The sequence below is a fragment of the Actinomycetospora sp. TBRC 11914 genome, assembly GCF_012933465.1.
GTDB lineage: Bacteria > Actinomycetota > Actinomycetes > Mycobacteriales > Pseudonocardiaceae > Actinomycetospora.
Map to the genome: position 1 here is coordinate 334,234 of NZ_JABBND010000002.1, position 18,540 is coordinate 352,773.

The 18,540-nt window shown below is 76.5% G+C and carries 19 protein-coding genes; 17 read left to right on the forward strand and 2 right to left on the reverse strand.

Going from position 1 to position 18,540, the window contains the following annotated elements:
• The first annotated feature begins 193 nt into the window (after nt 1-193).
• The 13 genes from HH311_RS07530 to HH311_RS07590 all read left to right on the forward strand — a co-directional run bounded on the left by HH311_RS07530 (nt 194) and on the right by HH311_RS07590 (nt 13,221).
• The gene (locus HH311_RS07530) at nt 194-1,639 is read left to right on the forward strand and encodes a replication-associated recombination protein A (RefSeq protein WP_169182994.1); all 1,446 of its coding nucleotides are present in this window, start codon (nt 194-196) and stop codon (nt 1,637-1,639) included.
• 128 nt (nt 1,640-1,767) lie between these two features.
• Nucleotides 1,768-2,169 carry a DUF948 domain-containing protein gene (locus tag HH311_RS07535; protein WP_169182995.1) on the forward strand — a complete coding sequence of 134 codons (402 nt, stop codon included), beginning with the start codon at nt 1,768-1,770 and terminating at the stop codon, nt 2,167-2,169.
• Complete coding sequence (locus HH311_RS07540; protein WP_169182996.1) at nt 2,166-2,492, forward strand: hypothetical protein; 327 nt, start codon at nt 2,166-2,168, stop codon at nt 2,490-2,492. Before HH311_RS07535 ends, HH311_RS07540 begins: the two co-directional genes overlap by 4 nt.
• Nucleotides 2,493-2,600: 108 nt before the next feature.
• Nucleotides 2,601-5,297: an alanine--tRNA ligase gene (gene alaS, locus HH311_RS07545; protein ID WP_169182997.1), complete on the forward strand. Its 2,697-nt coding sequence runs from the start codon at nt 2,601-2,603 to the stop codon at nt 5,295-5,297.
• A complete protein-coding gene (gene ruvX, locus HH311_RS07550) occupies nt 5,294-5,806 on the forward strand; it encodes a Holliday junction resolvase RuvX (RefSeq protein ID WP_169183117.1) in 513 nt (170 codons plus the stop codon). The genes alaS and ruvX overlap by 4 nt, the downstream gene beginning before the upstream one ends.
• Nucleotides 5,803-7,602: an endolytic transglycosylase MltG gene (locus HH311_RS30900; RefSeq protein WP_211189774.1), complete on the forward strand. Its 1,800-nt coding sequence runs from the start codon at nt 5,803-5,805 to the stop codon at nt 7,600-7,602. Before ruvX ends, HH311_RS30900 begins: the two co-directional genes overlap by 4 nt.
• Nucleotides 7,603-8,487 carry a shikimate dehydrogenase gene (locus HH311_RS07560; protein ID WP_169182998.1) on the forward strand — a complete coding sequence of 295 codons (885 nt, stop codon included), beginning with the start codon at nt 7,603-7,605 and terminating at the stop codon, nt 8,485-8,487.
• 95 nt (nt 8,488-8,582) lie between these two features.
• On the forward strand, nt 8,583-9,197 hold the full coding sequence (locus tag HH311_RS07565; protein WP_169182999.1) for a prepilin peptidase: 615 nt from the start codon (nt 8,583-8,585) through the stop codon (nt 9,195-9,197).
• Between the two features lie 45 nt (nt 9,198-9,242).
• A complete protein-coding gene (aroC, locus tag HH311_RS07570) occupies nt 9,243-10,439 on the forward strand; it encodes a chorismate synthase (RefSeq protein ID WP_312029990.1) in 1,197 nt (398 codons plus the stop codon).
• A complete protein-coding gene (locus HH311_RS07575; protein WP_169183000.1) occupies nt 10,436-10,975 on the forward strand; it encodes a shikimate kinase in 540 nt (179 codons plus the stop codon). Before aroC ends, HH311_RS07575 begins: the two co-directional genes overlap by 4 nt.
• Nucleotides 10,968-12,062, forward strand: coding sequence for a 3-dehydroquinate synthase (gene aroB / locus HH311_RS07580; protein ID WP_169183001.1), 1,095 nt, complete (start codon nt 10,968-10,970; stop codon nt 12,060-12,062). Before HH311_RS07575 ends, aroB begins: the two co-directional genes overlap by 8 nt.
• A 56-nt stretch (nt 12,063-12,118) precedes the next feature.
• Nucleotides 12,119-12,838, forward strand: coding sequence for a DUF2267 domain-containing protein (locus HH311_RS07585; RefSeq protein WP_169183002.1), 720 nt, complete (start codon nt 12,119-12,121; stop codon nt 12,836-12,838).
• A 29-nt stretch (nt 12,839-12,867) separates the two neighbouring features.
• Nucleotides 12,868-13,221 carry a VOC family protein gene (locus HH311_RS07590; RefSeq protein WP_169183003.1) on the forward strand — a complete coding sequence of 118 codons (354 nt, stop codon included), beginning with the start codon at nt 12,868-12,870 and terminating at the stop codon, nt 13,219-13,221.
• Between the two features lie 92 nt (nt 13,222-13,313).
• On the opposite strand, the gene HH311_RS07595 is transcribed toward HH311_RS07590, so the two are convergent.
• A complete protein-coding gene (locus HH311_RS07595; protein ID WP_169183004.1) occupies nt 13,314-14,222 on the reverse strand; it encodes a DMT family transporter in 909 nt (302 codons plus the stop codon).
• A gap of 65 nt (nt 14,223-14,287) precedes the next feature.
• Between HH311_RS07595 and HH311_RS07600 the strand changes: the two genes are divergently transcribed.
• Nucleotides 14,288-15,205, forward strand: a complete 918-nt coding sequence (locus tag HH311_RS07600) for a LysR family transcriptional regulator (RefSeq protein ID WP_211189775.1) — start codon at nt 14,288-14,290, stop codon at nt 15,203-15,205.
• A 3-nt stretch (nt 15,206-15,208) separates the two neighbouring features.
• Here HH311_RS07600 and HH311_RS07605 read toward each other — a convergent pair whose 3' ends face one another.
• Nucleotides 15,209-16,117, reverse strand: a complete 909-nt coding sequence (locus HH311_RS07605; protein WP_169183005.1) for a hypothetical protein — start codon at nt 16,115-16,117, stop codon at nt 15,209-15,211.
• A 63-nt stretch (nt 16,118-16,180) separates the two neighbouring features.
• On the opposite strand from HH311_RS07605, the gene HH311_RS07610 reads away from it, so the two are divergent.
• The 3 genes from HH311_RS07610 to nusB are packed head-to-tail and all read left to right on the forward strand — an operon-like array spanning nt 16,181 to nt 18,508.
• Entirely contained in the window at nt 16,181-17,314 is a 1,134-nt protein-coding gene (locus HH311_RS07610; protein WP_169183006.1) for an aminopeptidase P family protein, read from the forward strand.
• A gap of 55 nt (nt 17,315-17,369) precedes the next feature.
• Complete coding sequence (efp, locus tag HH311_RS07615) at nt 17,370-17,933, forward strand: elongation factor P (RefSeq protein WP_169183007.1); 564 nt, start codon at nt 17,370-17,372, stop codon at nt 17,931-17,933.
• A complete protein-coding gene (gene nusB, locus HH311_RS07620) occupies nt 17,933-18,508 on the forward strand; it encodes a transcription antitermination factor NusB (RefSeq protein WP_169183008.1) in 576 nt (191 codons plus the stop codon). Before efp ends, nusB begins: the two co-directional genes overlap by 1 nt.
• The last annotated feature ends 32 nt before the right edge of the window (nt 18,509-18,540 follow it).

Genomic DNA, 18,540 nt, shown 5'->3' on the forward strand with positions numbered 1-18,540 from the left:
CCTCGCTCGGGTAGATCGGCCGTGGGCGCCCCACGCCGGGGTCGGCGCCGTCCCGGCCCGGCCGCTCCCATGATCACCACGAGTGTGACGGACCGTTCGGTCCCCGCCTGCCTCCGTCACACCGTTCGTGATCACGAGCCCCACGACGCCCGGTGGACCCGGCGTGTCGGTGGTGGGCAGTAGCGTCGGGGGTGTGAGCGAGGGCAGCCCGGGGGAGGACTTCAGCCTGTTCGAGGTCGCGGCCCCGGAGCCGGAGCGGCCCGCGGGGGAGGACCTGCGGCCGGTGACCCGCGGCGTCGTCGAGGACCGGTGGGAGACGCAGCGCAGCGGAGCCCGACCCTCGGACGGGGCGCCCCACGGCGACGTCCGGCCCCCGCTCGCCGTCCGGATGCGCCCGGCGAGCCTCGACGAGGTCGTCGGCCAGGACCACCTGCTCGCCCCCGGCGCCCCGCTGCGGCGGCTCGTCGAGGGCGCCGCCCCCGCCTCGGTGCTGCTCCACGGCCCGCCCGGTACCGGCAAGACCACCCTGGCGCGGCTCATCTCCCAGGCCACCGGCCGGGCGTTCGAGGCCCTGTCGGCCCTGTCCGCCGGCGTCAAGGAGGTCCGCGGGGTCATCGAGGTCGCCCGTCGGCGCCTGGCCGCGGCCGAGCCGCGGCGCACCGTGCTGTTCATCGACGAGATCCACCGGTTCAGCCGCACCCAGCAGGACGCGCTGCTCGGCGCCGTGGAGGACCGCGTCGTCCTGCTCGTGGGCGCCACCACCGAGAACCCCAGCTTCTCGGTCGTCGCGCCGCTGCTGTCCCGCAGCCTCGTCCTGGGCCTGCACGCGCTCGACGACGAGGCGGTCGGCACGCTGCTCGACCGCGCGGTCGCCGACCCCCGCGGCCTCGCCGGCGCCGTCACCCTCACCGCCGAGGCCCGCGAGCACCTGGTGCGGCTCGCGGCGGGCGACGGGCGGCGCAGCCTCACCGCGCTCGAGGCGGCCGCCGACGCCGTGGACGATCACGGCGAGATCACCCTCGCCGTCGTCGAGCAGGTCGTCGACGAGGTCGCGGTGCGCTACGACCGGGCGGGCGACCAGCACTACGACGTCATCTCGGCGTTCATCAAGTCGATCCGCGGGTCCGACCCGGACGCCGCGCTGCACTACCTGGCCCGCATGATCGTCGCGGGGGAGGACCCGCGGTTCATCGCGCGGCGGCTGGTGGTGCACGCGAGCGAGGACGTCGGGCTGGCCGACCCCACCGCGCTGCAGGCCGCCACCGCCGCGGCCCAGGCCGTGCAGCTCATCGGCCTGCCCGAGTGCCGGATCGCGCTGGCCCAGGCGACGATCCACCTCGCCACCGCGCCGAAGTCGAACGCCGTGATCACCGCCATCGACGCCGCGATGTCCGACGTCCGGCAGGGCGCCGCCGGCCCGGTCCCGCCGCACCTGCGCGACGGGCACTACGCGGGCGCGGAGAAGCTGGGCAACGCGGTGGGCTACCGCTACCCGCACGACGACCGCGCCGCCGTCGTCGCCCAGCAGTACCCGCCGGACGAGCTCGTGGGCCGGAACTACTACGAGCCGTCGGGGCGCGGCGAGGAGCGGGCGATCGCCGAACGGCTGGCCCGGCTGCGGGACGTGGTGCGGGGCTGAACGGACCCCGGGGCCCGGCGCGGCGATCATGGTCATCCGGGTAGCCTTCCGCCACCGCGCGGCGCGTCCGGTCCGTCCCGGCCCTCGTCAGCGGAAGACCATCGACCCCAGCCGAAGGGGAAGTGACCGTGTCGGTCGGGCAGATCGCGGCGATCGTCGCCGCGGTGGCGTTCGTGATCCTGGTGCTGCTGCTCGCGGTGCCCCTGCTCAAGCTCGGGCGCACGCTCGACGAGGCGACGATCGCCATCCGCAAGGCGCACGAGGGCTCGGCCCCGCTGCTGGACGACGCCCAGGTCACGCTGACCACGGTGAACACCCAGCTCGAGCGGGTCGACGGCGTCACCGCCAGCGCCCAGGCCGTCGCCGCGAACACCCGCGCGCTGAGCTCGCTGTTCACCGCGACGCTCGGCGGCCCGCTGGTCAAGGCGGCGGCGCTGTCCTACGGGCTGCGGAAGGCGAGCCAGGCCCGGAGACTGAAGAACGCACCGCCGGCGAAGCGGTCCAACGGCAAGCGGAGTGCGCGCGGATGAAGCGACTGTTCTGGATGGGGATCGGCGTCGCGGTCGGTGTCGGCGCCACCCGCAAGGTGTCCCAGGCCGCCCACCGCGCGAGCCCGGCGGGGGTCGGCGCGAGCCTCGGCGAGGGCCTGCGCGAGCTCGGCGCCGGGCTCGGTGCCTTCGGCGCCGAGGTGCGCGCGGGAATGGCCGAGCGCGAGGACGAGCTGTACTCCTACGTGGAGGACACGACCCGGATCCCGGTGCGGCCCGCGGCGCCCGCGGCCCTGCCGGTCGCCGACGACGCGCACCCGGGTCGGCACGCGCGAGCGCCCCGGCGGGGGTCCGCGCGCCGCTGAGCCCCGCTCGGCGGCCGTCGCGGCGGCGCCCCGCACCCCAGCCTGGAGGAGACACCCCGGAGCCGGTCGGGCCCGACCGCTTCCCGACACCCACGAGCAGGACTCCACGTGCAGACCCACGAGATCCGCCGACGCTTCCTCGCCCACTTCGAGGACGCCGGCCACACCCCCGTCCCCAGCGCCTCGCTGATCCTCGACGACCCGACGCTGCTGTTCGTCAACGCCGGGATGGTGCAGTTCAAGCCGTACTTCCTCGGCGAGGCCCCGCCGCCCTACGCCACGGCCACCTCCATCCAGAAGTGCGTGCGCACCGGCGACATCGAGAACGTCGGGCACACCACCCGCCACAACACGTTCTTCCAGATGGCGGGCAACTTCTCCTTCGGCGACTACTTCAAGGAAGGCGCGATCCGGCACGCCTGGTCGCTGGTCACCGGCTCCCAGGACGACGGCGGGTTCGGCTTCGACCCGGAGCGCATCTGGGTCACCGTCTACGAGAACGACGACGAGGCCGAGCGCCTGTGGCAGGAGGTCGCCGGGCTGCCGCCCGAGCGCATCCAGCGCCGCGACGGCCGCGACAACTACTGGGACATGGGCATCCCCGGTCCCGGCGGGCCGTGCTCGGAGATCTATTACGACCGGGGCCCGGAGTACGGCGTCGAGGGCGGGCCGGTCGCCGACGAGGACCGCTACCTCGAGATCTGGAACCTCGTCTTCATGCAGGACGTCCGCGGGGAGCAGAGCCCGAAGTACGGGGCGTCCCCGATCGGTGAGCTCCCGCAGAAGAACATCGACACCGGCCTCGGCGTCGAGCGCGTCGCCTTCCTGCTCCAGGGCGTCGACAACGTCTACGAGACCGACCTGCTGCGCCCGACGATCGACCGGGTGCAGGAGCTGTCGGGCCGCTCCTACGACGAGGGCTCCGAGGAGGACGGCGTCCGCTTCCGCGTCATCGCCGACCACGTGCGCACCGGAGCGATGCTCATCGGCGACGGCGTGGTGCCCGGCAACGAGGGCCGCGGCTACGTGCTGCGCCGGCTGCTGCGCCGGGTGATCCGCAACGCCCGCCTGCTCGGGATCACCGAGCCGGTGCTGGTCGATCTCGTCGGCGTGGTCCGCGACGCGATGAGCCCGTCGTACCCGGAGATCGCGACGAGCTACGAGCGGATCGCCGCCGTGGTGCGCCGCGAGGAGGAGGCCTTCCTCGCCACGCTGGCCACCGGCTCGCGGATCTTCGAGTCGGCCGTCGCGGAGACCCGCGCCGCGGGGTCGACGACCCTGCCCGGCGAGAGCGCCTTCGCGCTGCACGACACCTACGGCTTCCCGATCGACCTCACCCTGGAGATGGCCTCCGAGGCCGGGCTCGCGGTCGACGAGGGCGCCTTCCGGCTGCTCATGGACGAGCAGCGGGCCCGCGCCAAGGCCGACGCCGCCGCCCGCAAGCACGGCGGCGCCGATGCCACCGCCTACCGCGAGATCCTCGAACGGGCCGGCCTCACCGACTTCCTCGGCTACACCGACCAGCGCGCCGACGCGACGGTGGTCGGGCTCGTCGTCGACGGGGTCGGGGTGCCGGCCGCGACCGAGGGCGACGACGTGGAGGTCATGCTCGACCGCACGCCCTTCTACGCCGAGGGCGGCGGCCAGCAGGCCGACACCGGCCGGCTGTTCGGGGACGGCTTCACCGTCGACGTCACCGACGTGCAGACGCCGGTGCCCGGGCTCTCGGTGCACCGCGGCCGCGTCGTGCACGGCGAGATCACCCGCGACGCCCCGGTGTCCGCGCAGATCGACATGGAGCGCCGGGCCGCCATCTCGCGCTCGCACACCGCCACCCACCTCGTGCACGCCGGCATGCGCAAGGCCCTGGGCGATTCCGCCGCCCAGGCCGGGTCGCTCAACGCCCCGGGGCGGCTGCGGTTCGACTTCACCTCGCCCGAGGGCGCCGTCCCCACGACGGTGCTCGCGGACGTCGAGGACGAGGTCAACGCGGTGCTCCTCGGCGACGACGAGGTCCGCGCCTTCGTCACGAGCATGGACGAGGCCCGCAAGCTCGGCGCCATCGCGCTGTTCGGCGAGAAGTACGGCGACGCGGTGCGCATCGTCGAGGTCGGCGACTACTCCCGCGAGCTCTGCGGCGGCACCCACGTGGGCCGGGCCGGGCAGCTCGGGCTGGTGAAGCTCCTCTCCGAGGGCTCCATCGGGTCGGGGGTGCGGCGCGTCGAGGCGCTCGTCGGGATGGACGCCTTCCGGTTCCTGGCCCGCGAGCACGTGCTGGTCAACCAGCTCGCCGAGCAGTTCCGCGCCCAGCCCGAGGAGCTGCCCGAGCGCATCGCCGGGGTCGTGGACCGGCTGCGCGCCGCGGAGAAGGAGCTCGAGAACGTGCGGGCCCGCGAGGTGCTCGCCTCGGCCGGGGCGCTCGCCGAGGGCGCCGACGACGTCGCCGGGATCGCCCTGGTGGCCTCCCGCACCCCTGACGGCGTCGGCGGCGGCGACCTGCGCACGCTCGCCTCCGACGTCCGCGGCCGGCTCGGTGACCGGCCGGGTGTGGTCGCGCTGTTCGCCCCGGACGGCGACAAGCTCTCGTTCGTCGTCGCGACCACCGCCGCGGCCCGCGACCGGGGCCTCGCCGCCGGCGACCTCGTCAAGGCCTTCGCGCCGGCCGTGGGCGGCCGGGGCGGCGGCAAGGCCGACCTCGCGCAGGGCGGCGGCTCGCCCGCGGGTGGGCCGGCCGGGATGGACGTCGGGATCGGTGCCGCCATCGACGCCCTGCGCGCGCAGGTCGCCGGGACGGCGGGCGCCTGACCGTGGGGTCCGGCCCGGAGGCCGGCCGGGCCCCGTCGGGCCGGGTCCTGGGGGTCGACGTCGGCGCGGTGCGCGTCGGCGTCGCCCTCTCCGATCCCGCGGGGACCCTCGCGACCCCCCTCGTTACCCTCGATCGCGACGAGACGACGTGGTCCGACCTGGACCGGCTGGTGGAGCTCGTCACCGAGCACGAGGTGGTCGAGGTGGTCGTGGGACTACCCCGCACCCTCGCCGGGCGCGAGGGGCCGGCGGCCCAGGCGGCGCGGGCCTACGTCGAGGACCTGCGCGAGGTGCTCGCCGAGCACTCCGAGCCCTCGCTGGCCGCCCTGCCGGTCACCCTGGCCGACGAGCGGCTCTCCACCGTCACCGCCACCCGCATGCTCTCCGACCGCGGGGTGAAGGGCCGGGCGCAGCGCCGCGTCATCGACCAGGCCGCCGCCGTCGAGATCCTCCAGACGTGGCTCGACGCCCGCCGCGGCCCTGCCCCCGACCCCCTGGCGGGCCCGTGACGGGGACCGACCGCCGCGACGGCGGCAGGCGCCTCGTGCCGATGGCGACGGTCGCGGTGCGCAAGGGGTCCGGTGGGGCCGCCCAGCGCTCGGGGGACCAGCACCCGGGGGCCCAGCACCCGGCCGAGGGCGAGCGGTCCGCCGCCGTCCCCCGCCGGACCCGGGGCCTGCGGCGCCCGCCCGGCGACGGGGACCGCCCGACGACGACCGCGGGCGGCCGGGGACGGACCGGCGTCGCCGGGCACGAGGACGCGGTCACCGACACCCTGCACCGCGGCGACGCCGTCACCGACACGATGCACCGCGACGCCGCGGTCACCGGCCTGCCCACCACGCCGTCCCGCATCCCCCTGCCCGAGCCCGCGGCGCGCTCGGCGTCCCGCCCCGGCGACGGCGCACGGCCGGAGTCCAGGCCGGTGGCGAGGCCGGAGTCGAGGCCGGAGTCGAGGCCGGAGTCGAGGCCGGACGCGGGGCCGCCGCCCCCGCGCCGTCCCGACCCGCAGCCCGCCCCGCCGACCACCCCCACCTCGGCCGCGCGGACGGCTGCGGAGCCGGCGCGCCCGCCGTCGTCGGGACCCGCACCGGAGGAACCGGAGGACCCCGACGACGGGGCGCTCGGTGGGCTCCTGCCCGTCGGGTCGGGCGAGCCGGCGGCCGCCGGGGAGGACACCCGCCGCCGTCGCCGCCTGGTGTGGCCCGTCGTGGCCGGCGTGCTGGTGCTCGCCCTGGCCGGCGGGGCGTTCTTCGCCCGCGACCTCTGGGGCGTGTTCTTCCCGCCGGACTTCGCGGGGCCGGCCTCCGGTCACGTCGTCGTCCAGGTCGCCGACGGCGACTCGACCCGCGACATCGGCGAGACGCTGGCCGCCGACGGCGTGGTCGCCTCGGCGCGCGGGTTCGGCGACGCGGCCGAGGACGACCCGCGCGGCCGCGGCATCCAGCCGGGCTTCTACGACATGCAGCGCGGGATGCCGGCGGCCGACGCGGTGACCCGGATGCTCGACCCGGCGAACCGTCTCGGGCGCCTCGACGTCCGCGGCGGCACCCAGCTCGACGACACCGCGGGCGCCGGCACGGCCCGCGTCCCCGGTGTGCTCAGCCTCGTCGCGCAGGCCACCTGCGTGGTGGGGGACTCCGGGCAGCGACGGTGCATCTCGGTCGACGACCTGCGCCGCACCATGGCGACGACCGACCCGGCCCAGCTCGGCGTCCCCGACTGGGCGCTCGCCGACGTCCGCAAGGCCGCGCCCGAGCGGCGGCTCGAGGGCCTGATCGCCCCCGGCACCTACGACATCACCCCCGGCACCGACGCCCGGACGGCGCTGGCCACCGTGGTGCGGACCTCGACGGGGCGGCTGGAGGCGACCGGGCTGGTCAGCGGCGCCGCGGCGAACAACGTGAGCCCGTACCAGGCGCTCGTCGTGGGGTCGCTGGCCGAGCGGGAGGGCGTCGAGCAGGACTTCGGGAAGATCGCGCGGGTCGTCTACAACCGGCTCCCGATCCCGATGCGCCTCCAGCTCGACTCGACGATCAACTACCCGCTCGACCGGCAGACGCTGCTCACCACGCCCGCCGACCGCGCGGCACCCGGGCCGTACAACACCTACCTCGACTTCGGGCTGCCGCCGACGCCGATCGGCGCGGTGTCGACGCCGGCGCTGCAGGCCGCGCTGTCGCCGACGCCCGGGGGCTGGGTCTACTTCGTCAAGTGCGAGCCGGACGGCGCCTCGTGCTTCGCGGTGACCCCCGAGGAGCACGACGCGAACCGGCGGCTCGCCCAGCAGCGCGGGGTCTACTGAGTGGGCGGTGACGGGGCGGGCGGTGACGGGCCACGCCGGGCCGCCGTGCTCGGGTCGCCGGTCGCCCACTCGCTCTCGCCGGTGCTGCACGGCGCGGCGTACGCCGCGCTCGGGCTCGACGGCTGGACCTACGAGCGGGTGGAGTGCGACGCCGACGCGCTGCCCGGGCTCGTCGGGGGCCTCGGCGAGGAGTGGGTCGGGCTGTCGGTGACGATGCCGGGGAAGCGCGCGGCGCTGGCGGTGGCGTCGTCGGCCTCGGAGCGGGCGCGGCGCCTCGGCGTGGCGAACACGCTGGTCCGGGCCGGCGGCGGGTGGCGCGCCGACTGCACCGACGTCGACGGCGTCGCGGGGGCCCTGCGAGCGGCGGGGGTGCGGTCGGTCCCGGGCGGGACGGCCGACGCCGTCCTGCTCGGCGCGGGCGGTACCGCCTCGGCGGCCGTGGGGGCGCTCCACGACCTCGGCAGCGAGGCGGTGACCGTGGTCGTCCGGGACCCGGCCCGGGCCGCGGCCACGCTCGAGGTGGCCGGGTCGTACGGGATGGCGCATCGGGCGGTCCGTTTCGACGAGGTGCGCGAGGAGGACCTCGCGCGAGCGGGTGCGCTGGTGAACACCACCCCCTCGGGGTCGGTGGACGGGGAGCTCGCGGCGCGCCTGGTCGGGGCGCTGCCGCCGTGGGCGGTGGTGCTGGACGCGGTTTACCACCCGTGGCCGACACCGTTGGCCGCCGCGGCAGCGGAGCGGGTCCTCGCCGTCGCGACCGGGCTGGACATGCTGCTCCACCAGGCGTTCGGGCAGGTCGAACAGTTCACCGGCCGGTCGGCCCCGCGGGCGGCGATGCACGCGGCGCTGGTCCGCGCGACCGGGTTCGAGGTCCGTTCGCCGTAGCGCCCTGTCCACACCGGCAGCGCGGCACCGGGTCGTCCCCAGGGCCGCGACGTGGTCGGTGACGGGGTGGGGGCGGGCCGCGCAGGCTCGGCGTCGTGACCGGAGACCTCCCGCTCGGTGTCCTGCTGGGCGTCCTGCTGCCGCTGGCCGGCGGAGCCCTGCTCGGGGCGGGCGTGCGGGCCGGGCTCGCCCGGGGGCGGCGCCCGGTGCTCCTCCCGTGGGCCTGGTGCGTGGTGGGGACCGCCTGCGGGTGCGGCATGGTGGCGACGGCGGCCGTGGTCGGCGGGGCGGCGGCGTCCCGGGTGCCGGTGCTGCTGGTGGTCACGGTGCTCGCGGTGGCGGGGTCGGCCACCGACGCCGTGGCGGGCCGGCTGCCCGACGTCCTCACCGTCCCGGCGCTCGTGCTCGGCCTGGCGGCGCTGGTGCCGTCGGGGGCCCTGCCCGCGGGGCTGGCGGGGGCGGTGGTGCTCGGCGGGCTGCACGCGGGGGTGGCGTTCGCCGCGCCGGCGGCCCTCGGCGGCGGGGACGTCAAGCTCGCCGCGGCGCTCGGTGGGCCGCTCGCCGCGGCCGGGTGGTGGGCCCTGGCGGCGGCGCCCGCCCTGGCCGCGGCGGTGCTGGTGGCCGTGGCGTGGCGGCTGCGGCGGCGGGCCGTGCCGCTGGGTCCGGCGCTGCTGGGGGTGACCTGGATCCTGCTGCTGGTGCCGACCTGAGCCGTCTGCACGAGGGCCGCGCGGGCGACGTGGAACGATGGCGGGGTGCTGCGGTGGTTGACGGCGGGTGAGTCGCACGGTCCGGCCCTGATGGCGGTGCTCGAGGGCATGGTCGCGGGGGTGTCGGTGTCCTCGAAGGAGGTCTCCGCCGAGCTCGCGCGCCGGCGCCTCGGGTACGGGCGCGGTGCCCGCATGAGCTTCGAGGCGGACGAGCTCGAGATCCTCGGCGGTGTCCGGCACGGCCTGACCCAGGGCGGGCCGGTGGCGATGCGCATCGGCAACTCCGAGTGGCCGAAGTGGGAGACCGTGATGGCCGCGGACCCCGTCGACCCGGAGCTGATCGAGGGGCGCGCCCGCAACGCCCCGCTGACCCGGCCCCGGCCCGGGCACGCCGACCTGGCGGGGATGACGAAGTACGGGTTCGAGGAGTCCCGGCCCGTGCTCGAGCGGGCGTCGGCCCGCGAGACCGCCGCCAAGGTGGCCCTCGGCGCGGTCGCGAAGGCGTTCCTGGCGCAGGCCCTGGGGGTGGAGGTGCTCTCCCACGTGGTCTCGCTGGGCACCGCGGACGCCACCGAGGGCGCGATCCCGCTGCCGGGCGACGGCGAGCGCATCGACGCCTCCCCGGTGCGCGCGGTCGATGAGGCCTCGACCGCGGCGATGGTCGCCGAGGTCGACGCCGCCAAGGACGACGGCGACACCCTCGGCGGGGTGGTGGAGGTCGTGGCCCACGGCCTCCCGGTCGGGCTCGGCTCCTACGTGCAGGCCGACCGGCGCCTCGACGCCCGCCTCGCCGGGGCGCTCATGGGCATCCAGGCGATGAAGGGCGTCGAGATCGGCGACGGCTTCACGACCGCCCGCCGCCGCGGGTCGGCCGCGCACGACGAGATCGACCCGGGCGACCCCACCGGCATCGAGCGGGCGTCCAACCGCGCCGGCGGCATCGAGGGCGGCATGACCAACGGCGAGCCGCTGCGGGCCCGGGTGGCCATGAAGCCGATCTCGACGGTGCCGAAGGCGCTGCGCACCGTCGACCTCGCGACCGGCGAGGCCGCGACCGCCCACCACCAGCGCTCCGACGTCTGCGCGGTCCCCGCGGCCGGGGTCGTGGCCGAGGCGCTGGTCGCGCTCGTGCTCGCGGACGCCGCACTGGAGAAGTTCGGCGGGGACTCGCTCGCCGAGACCCGCCGCAACGCCGACGCCTACCGCGCCGCGATCGACCCGTTGCGGACGGTGGACCGGTGAGCCCCGCCGCCGTGCTGATCGGCCCGCCGGGGGCGGGCAAGACGACCGTCGGGACGCTGCTCGCGGCGCGGCTCGGGGTGGACTTCGCCGACACCGACGACCTCGTGGAGGCCCGCGCGGGCCGGGTGATCGCCGACATCTTCACCAGCGACGGCGAGCCCGCGTTCCGGGCCCTCGAGCGCGCCGCGGTGGCGGAGGCGCTCGGGTCGCACACCGGGGTGCTGGCCCTCGGTGGGGGCGCGGTGCTGGCCGAGGAGACCCAGGCGGTCCTGCGGGGCCACCCGGTCGTGCTCCTGACCGTGGGGCTCGCCGCGGGCGTCCGGCGCACCGGGCTGTCGACGGCGCGGCCGCTGCTGGCCGGGGTCAACCCGCGGGCGACGTTCGCCGCGCTGCTCGCCGAGCGGCTCCCGATCTACCGCGCGGTCGCCGTGCACGAGGTCGCGACGGACGACCGCACCGCCGAGGAGGTCACCGACGCGGTGCACGCCGCCCTGACCGCCGACGTCCCCGCCGGCTCGGCAGGCCGGCGTGGCTGAGACGACCACGGTCCGCGTCGCCTCGGGGAGCCCCTACGACGTCGTCGTCGGGCGCGGCATCACCGGCGCGGTCGCGGCGTCGCTGGGCGACGGCGGGGCGCTCGCGGGGGCGTCCCGGGTCGCGGTGCTGCACCAGCCGGCCGTGGAGCCGGTCGCCCGCGCGGTCACCGAGGGCCTCCAGGCCGCCGGCACCGACGTGCACCGGGTGGAGCTGCCCGACGGCGAGGACGGCAAGAACCTCGCCACCGCCGGGTTCTGCTGGGAGGTGCTCGGGCGGATCGGGCTCACCCGCTCCGACGCGGTCGTCGCGGTCGGCGGGGGAGCGGCCACCGACCTCGGCGGGTTCGTCGCGGCCGGCTGGATGCGCGGCGTCCGCGTGGTCCACGTCCCGACGACGCTGCTCGCGATGGTGGACGCCGCGGTCGGCGGCAAGACCGGGATCAACACGGGGGCAGGCAAGAACCTCGTCGGCGCCTTCCACGAGCCGGCCGCGGTGATCGCCGACCTCGACAGCCTCACCACGGTCGGCGGCGAGGAGATCGCCGCGGGCATGGCCGAGGTCGTCAAGACCGGCTTCATCGCCGACCCCGAGATCCTCACACTCGTCGAGGCCGACCCGAAGGCGGCGCTCGACCCGTCCGGGCCGGTGCTCGCCGAGCTCGTGGTCCGCTCCGTGCGGGTCAAGGCCGAGGTCGTGGCCGCCGACCTCCGTGAATCGCACCTCCGGGAGATCCTCAACTACGGGCACACCCTCGGCCACGCCGTGGAGCGCCGGGAGGACTACCGGTGGCGCCACGGCGAGGCGGTCGCCGTCGGGCTGGTCTTCGCGGCCGAGCTGGCCCGCCGCGCCGGGCGGCTGGACGACGCCACCGCCGACCGGCACCGCGACGTCCTCGCCGCGGTCGGGCTGCCGACCCGCTACGAGCCCGGCGTCCTGCCCGAGCTGGTCGAGTACATGAAGGTCGACAAGAAGAGCCGGGGGGCGCTGCTGCGGTTCGTCGTCCTCGACGGGCTCGCGCGGCCGGGCCGGCTCGAGGGGCCGAGCGGGGACGACCTCGCCGCGGCCTACGCCGCCCTCTCCGGCTGAGGCTGTAGGCCGACGGGACGCGTGGCGGCGGCCGATGATCGGGTAGGCCGTCGACCATGCGACACCAGGAGTTCCTCCGCGGGGTGGCCACCCGCGCCGGCCTCGAGCACACCGACGACGCCCGGCTCGGCGCCACCGCCGCGCTGGCGGCCCTCGCCGAGCACCTGCCCGCCGACGACCGCGAGGCCCTCGCCGCGGCGCTCCCCACCCTGCTCGAGCACGAGTCGGGACTCGACGGCGGCTCCGGCGGGACCTCGGCCGCGGCCGGTCCGGGCGGGCTCATCGACGGTGTCGTCCGCCGCACCGGGTGGGCCCCGGAGCGCGCCCGCTACGTGCTCGCCGCGGTCGCGAACCAGCTCGCGGCCGAGGACGAGGACCTGGCCCGCCGCATCCGCGCCGCCCTGCCGTCCGACGTCGCCGTGAGCGGCGGGCCCGCCCTGCCGCCCGACGCCGCCTCGGAGGGGGCCCAGGGCCGCCCGCAACCGCTGGGGGCCGAGGGTGTCGACCGCGCCCTGTCGCGCCTCACCGACTGGAGCGGCGACGTCACCGGCATCGAGCGCACGATCGCCCTCCCGCCCGAACGGATCGACCTCGTGCTCGACCGGGTGCACGGCGCCGAGCGCGAGCTCGCCCACCGGGTGCACGTCGTCGACCGCACGCCCACCTCGCTGACGGTGCGCGCCCGCACCGAGAGCCTCCAGGTGGTCACCGAGCTCGACATCGCGCTCGCCGAGCGGTTCGACGACGCCGTCGCCGCGGTGGGCGCCGGCGGCTGAGCCCCGCCGGTCGGTGCGATGCTGACCGGATGCGGGTCTCGGTGGTGTCCGTGCCGGTGAGCGACCAGGAACGCGCCCGGGCGTTCTACGTCGACGTGCTCGGGTTCGAGACCGTCGCCGACGCGACCTTCGGGCCGGGTATGCGGTGGGTGCAGGTCGCACCGCCCGGGTCGACGACGACGTTCGCGCTGGTCACGTGGTTCGAGGAGATGCCCGCGGGCAGCCTGCGCGGCCTGGTCCTCGACACCGACGACCTCGACGCCACCCGCCGCGCCCTCCTCGCCCGCGGCGCCGAGGTCTCCGAGCCGTCCGACCAGCCGGGCGGCCGCTTCTGCTTCCTCGCCGACCCGGACGGCAACGTCGTCTCGCTGCACCAGGCATAGGACGGCCGGACCGGCCCCGCGGTGATCACGGGCACAGAGCGCACTGCCATGGGCTCGATGGGCTGCCTGCTGTGCCCGTCGCGGGACGCCGGTCAGGACGATGCCCGGCCCGCCCCGGCCGCGACCCCGGCATCCAGCGGCGCGTCCGGCGTCTCCTCGCGACCACCGGTCCGGGCCGCGCCGATGCCCGCCGTCACCACCAGCACGATCCCGACGATGCCGAGGACCTTCGGCAGCTGGCCGAGCACCACGGCGCCGACGATCAGCGCGATGGCCGGCTCGAGCGCCATCAGCGTGCCGAACGCACCGGTGTTCAACCGCCGCAGCGCCAGCATCTCCAGGGCGAAGGGCACCACCGGCAGCAGCAGCCCGAGCCCGAGCCCCGCGAGCAGCACCGTCGGGGTCAGCGCCGGCACCAGACCGGGCACCGTCACGCCCGCCACCAGCGCGCTGACCAGCCCCGCCACCGGCATCGACACTGCGAGCCCCTGCAGGCCGGTGACCTGGTCGCCGACCCGCTGGGTCAGCAGGATGTAGCCCGCCCAGCACCCGGCCGCGGCGAGCGCGAAGCCCAGCCCGAGCGGGTCCACCCCGGCCTGCCACGGTTCGGTCAGCAGCACCACCCCGCCTGCCGCGAGGACCGGCCACACCAGGCCCCGGCCCCGCCCGCGGACCACGGCCACCCCCAACGGACCCAGGAACTCGACCGCGCTCGCCGTGCCCAGCGGGATCCGGGCTACGGCGGCCATGAACAGCATCGTCAGGCCCGCGGTCACCACGCCGAGCACCGCGGCGGCGCCGAGGCTCGACCGCGTGAACGACGACGGCCGGGGTCGGACGATCACCAGCAGGATCAGGCCCGCCCACACCAGCCGCAGGGCCGCCACGCCCTCGGCCGGGAGGCGGGTGAACAGGTCGACCGACGCGGCGAGACCGAGCTGGACGCAGGACATGGACCCGAGGGCGAGCGCCGCACCGGTGCGGGCACGAGGGATGGACACGCCCGGCAGTCAACGCCGCCGGACCGTCCGCGTCCACGTGTGAATCATGGACACACCGTCCACGGATGCCGGACGATGCCGAGGTGGACACCCGCCGCCTGCTCTACCTCGTCGAGCTCGCGCGGCTGGGCTCGATGCGGGCGGTCGCCGACCGCCTGCACACCTCGACGTCGTCGGTGTCCCAGCAGATCGCGACGCTGGCCCGCGAGGCCGGGGCCCCGCTCGTCGAGCCCGACGGCCGGCGGGTCCGCCTGACCCCGGCCGGCCGGCGCCTCGCCGAGCACGCCCAGGAGATCCTCGCGGCCGTCGACGCGGCGCGGCACGACCTCGACCCCCACGGCGAGCCGGCGGGCACGGTCCGGGTCGCGGGCTTCGCGACGGCCGTGCGGCGCTCGCTCATGCCGGTCGTCGCGGCCTTCGCCGACGAGCACCCCCACGTCCGGCTCACCATCCGCGAGCACGAGCCGACCGAGGCGCTGGGCCTGCTCGCCGACGACGCCGTCGACCTCGCGCTGGTCTACGACTACGACCTCGCGCCGGCAGCGATCCCGGTGCCCGCGGTCGCCCTCACCGAGGCCCCGCTGTGGGAGGCGCGCTGGGGTCTCGGGGTGCCCGACGACGACCGCGCGCGGGCGGTCGCGGACGCGGCGGGCCCGGCGGCCGCCGTCGTCGGCGCCTACGCCGGGGCCGACTGGATCGGGAACTCGCGCAACCGTGCCGACGAGGACGTGGTGCGCCTGCTCGCGTCGACCGCGGGCTTCGGCCCGCGGATGACCCACGAGGCCGACAGCCTCGACCTGGTCGAGGACCTGGTGGTCGGCGGCCTCGGGGTCGGGCTGCTGCCCGTCGAACGCGCGCTGCGCGCGGGGGTCCGCCTGCTGGAGCTGCGCGATCCGCAGGTCCGGCTGCGGTGCCGGTGGGTCGCGCGCCGCGGGCGGACCTCGTGGCCGCCGCTCGCGCTGGTGCTCGGCGTGCTGCGCTGATTCTCAGCGCTCGGCGTCGGACTCCCCGGAGGCGTCGGGCCCGGGGGAGGGGCGGCGGAGGCCGAACCGCCGCCTGCTCCCGCGGTGGTGGTCGTCGGCCTCGGCGTCGTCGGCGCCGGAGCCGGTCGCCTGCTCGCCCGGGGTGGGGAGCGGCGCCACGGGCGGCAGCACGGCGACGACGGGGGAGGCGTACCCGGAGCCGGTGGCGGGTGCGGCCGGGGTGGGCGAAGACGGCGGGTCGCCGAAGGGGCCGCCGCCGAACGGGACCCGGACCGGGTCGTCGTCGGGGGAGGCGGATCGGGCCGCCGGGGCCGGTGACGGGGACGGCGCGTGGCCCGACTCGCGGGCCTCGCGCTCGGAGAGGCGCCGGGCGCGCCGCGCGGCCACCCGCTCGGCCGTCGAGGCCGGGAGCACCGGGGCCTCCGCGGGCTCGCCGGCCCGCGTCGTCGGGAGGGCCAGCGCGTCCTCGCCCGGGGCGTCGACGTCGGCGCCCGGGTCGCGCTCGGCCCGCGGGTCGCCCGAGCGGCGCAGGGAGAGCCACCCGAACCACGAGCCCAGCGACACCGACGTGAGCACGAGCAGCACCGTGAACGCCGCCCGCCCCACGAGCGCGGAGCCGAGGTCCTCGACGCCGACCGAGTCCACGAAAACGGTCAGCAGGATCCAGTTGAGCAGGCCGGCGGCCGGTCCGGTGGTGAGCGAGGCCTTGACCCAGGTCCACTCGGGCGGGACCCGGTCGGCGATCACCTCGGCACCGCCCCAGACGAGACCGACGAGCAGCAGGAGGCCGAGCAGCAGGACCGTCCACCACAGGGTCTGGTCGACGAACCGCGACGAGAGCGCGACGAACGCCGTCTGCCCCACCCCGTAGAGCAGCGTCATGACCAGAGCCCGCAGCACCCAGGGACGCACGGCGCCCACCGTACGGTGCGCCTCGTCACCACCCGTCGGCACCGTCGGTCCTAGGCTCGCCGGGTGACCCCGCGCAGCTCCCTCACCCCCACCGCGCACCCGGCCGGGGCCCGCCGTCGGGAAGCGCTGCGGGCGGCCCTGCGCGCGGCCGACCTCGACGCGCTCCTGGTCACCGACCTGGTGAACGTGCGCTACCTGGCGGGGTTCACCGGGTCGAACGCGGCGCTGCTCGTGGACGCCGCCGACGCGCCGGGCGACGAGGGCCGCACGGTGCTCGCCACCGACGGCCGCTACACCACCCAGGCGTCCGCCGAGACCCCCGAGCTGCCGCTGCTCGTGGAGCGCGAGTGCGGGCCGGCCCTGCTGCACGCGCTCGCGTCGGGGGTGGTCGGGTTCGACAGCGCGCAGGTCACCGTCGACGCCCTGGACACCCTCACCGCGGCCACCGGGGCGGAGCTGCGGCGGGCCCCCGGGCTCGTGGAGCGGCTGCGTGCGGTCAAGGACGACGACGAGGTCGACGCGCTGCGCCTGGCCTGCGCGGCCGCCGACGCGGCGCTGGCGGGGGCGATCGCCGCCGGGGTGCTCGCGCCCGGGCGGACCGAACGGGACGTGGCGCGCGAGCTGGAGGAGCGCATGGTCGCCCACGGCGCGTCCGGACCGAGCTTCGAGACGATCGTGGCCGCGGGCGGCAACTCGGCCATCCCGCACCACCGGCCCTCCGACGCGCCGCTCGCGGCCGGCGACCTGGTCACCATGGACTTCGGCGCGCTCGTCGACGGCTACCACTCGGACATGACGCGCACCGTGCTCCTCGGGCCGGCGGGCGCCGTCGCCGACTGGCAGCGCGAGATCTACGCCCTGGTCGACGCGGCGGCGGCGGCCGGGCGGGCGGCCCTGCGGCCCGGCGTCGCGACCAGCGAGGTCGACGGCGCGGCTCGCGAGGTCATCACCGCCGCGGGGTACGGCGAGCAGTTCGTGCACCCGGTCGGGCACGGCGTCGGGCTCGTCATCCACGAGGCTCCGGCGATGGGCGCGACGGCGACCGCTACCCTGGAGGCGGGCATGACGGTCACCGTCGAGCCGGGCGTGTACCTCCCCGGTCGCGGCGGCGTGCGGATCGAGGACACCCTGGTCGTGACCGGGTCCGGGGCCGAACCGCTGACCGCGTCGCCGCGGGATCTGCTGGTCCTGGGCTGACACGGGGACCGACCGGCATCCGGCGACGACATCGAGCACAGGAGACGACGCGGCAGTGGCGACGACGAACGACCTGAAGAACGGCATGGTGCTGCGGATCGACGGCAACCTCTGGTCCGTCACCGAGTTCCAGCACGTCAAGCCGGGCAAGGGCGGCGCCTTCGTCCGGACGACGCTGAAGAACGTGATGACCGGCAAGGTCGTCGACAAGACCTTCAACGCGGGCACGAAGGTGGAGACGGCCAACGTCGACCGCCGGGACATGACCTACCTGTACCGCGACGGCGACGACTTCGTGTTCATGGACGCGAACGACTACGAGCAGATCCCGGTGCCGGGGGCGACCGTGGGCGACACGGCGCGCTTCCTCCTGGAGAACCAGGAGGTGCAGGTGTCCTTCAACGACGGCGTGCCGCTGTTCGTCGAGATGCCGGCCTCGGTCGAGCTGGAGATCACCCACACCGACCCGGGCGTGCAGGGCGACCGGTCGACCGGCGGCACCAAGCCGGCGACGGTGTCGACGGGCGCGGAGATCCAGGTCCCGCTGTTCCTGGAGACCGGCACCAAGGTCAAGGTCGACACCCGGGACGGCCGCTACCTCGGCCGCGTCTCCTCCTAGTGGGAGACGCAGCGCAGCGGAGCTCGACCCGTCCGGGGAAGCCGTCGAGGGAGGCTCCGGTCCGGAAGGGCTCGCGGTCGAAGGCCCGCAAGCGCGCGCTGGACATCCTCTTCGAGTCCGAGGCCCGCGGCGAGGACCCCCTCGACGTGCTGCGGCGACGGATCGCGGGGGCGGACGCGCCGCCGGTCTCGGACTTCGCGCAGACCCTGGTCGAGGGCGTCGTCGCCCACCGCGACCACATCGATGCCTCGCTGGGCGAGATGGCCCGCGGGTGGTCGGTGGAGCGGATGGCGGCCGTCGACCGCGCGATCCTGCGGATCGGGGCGTTCGAGGTGCTCTTCACCGACGACGTCGACGACGCGGTCGCCATCGACGAGGCGATCCTGCTGGCGCGCGAGCTCTCGACCGACGACTCGCCGCGCTTCGTCAACGGGGTGCTGGCCGGCCTGGCCTCGGGGCGGCGCGAACCGGTGACCGCCCCCGAGCGGGAGCGCGTGGAGGTGCCGGCGGACGCGGAGCTCGCTGCGCCCTCGGCGGCCGATGAACCGGCGCCAGGGGACCCCTCGGCCGACTAGAACGACGCGATCCTCCCCTCGCGGGCCGACCC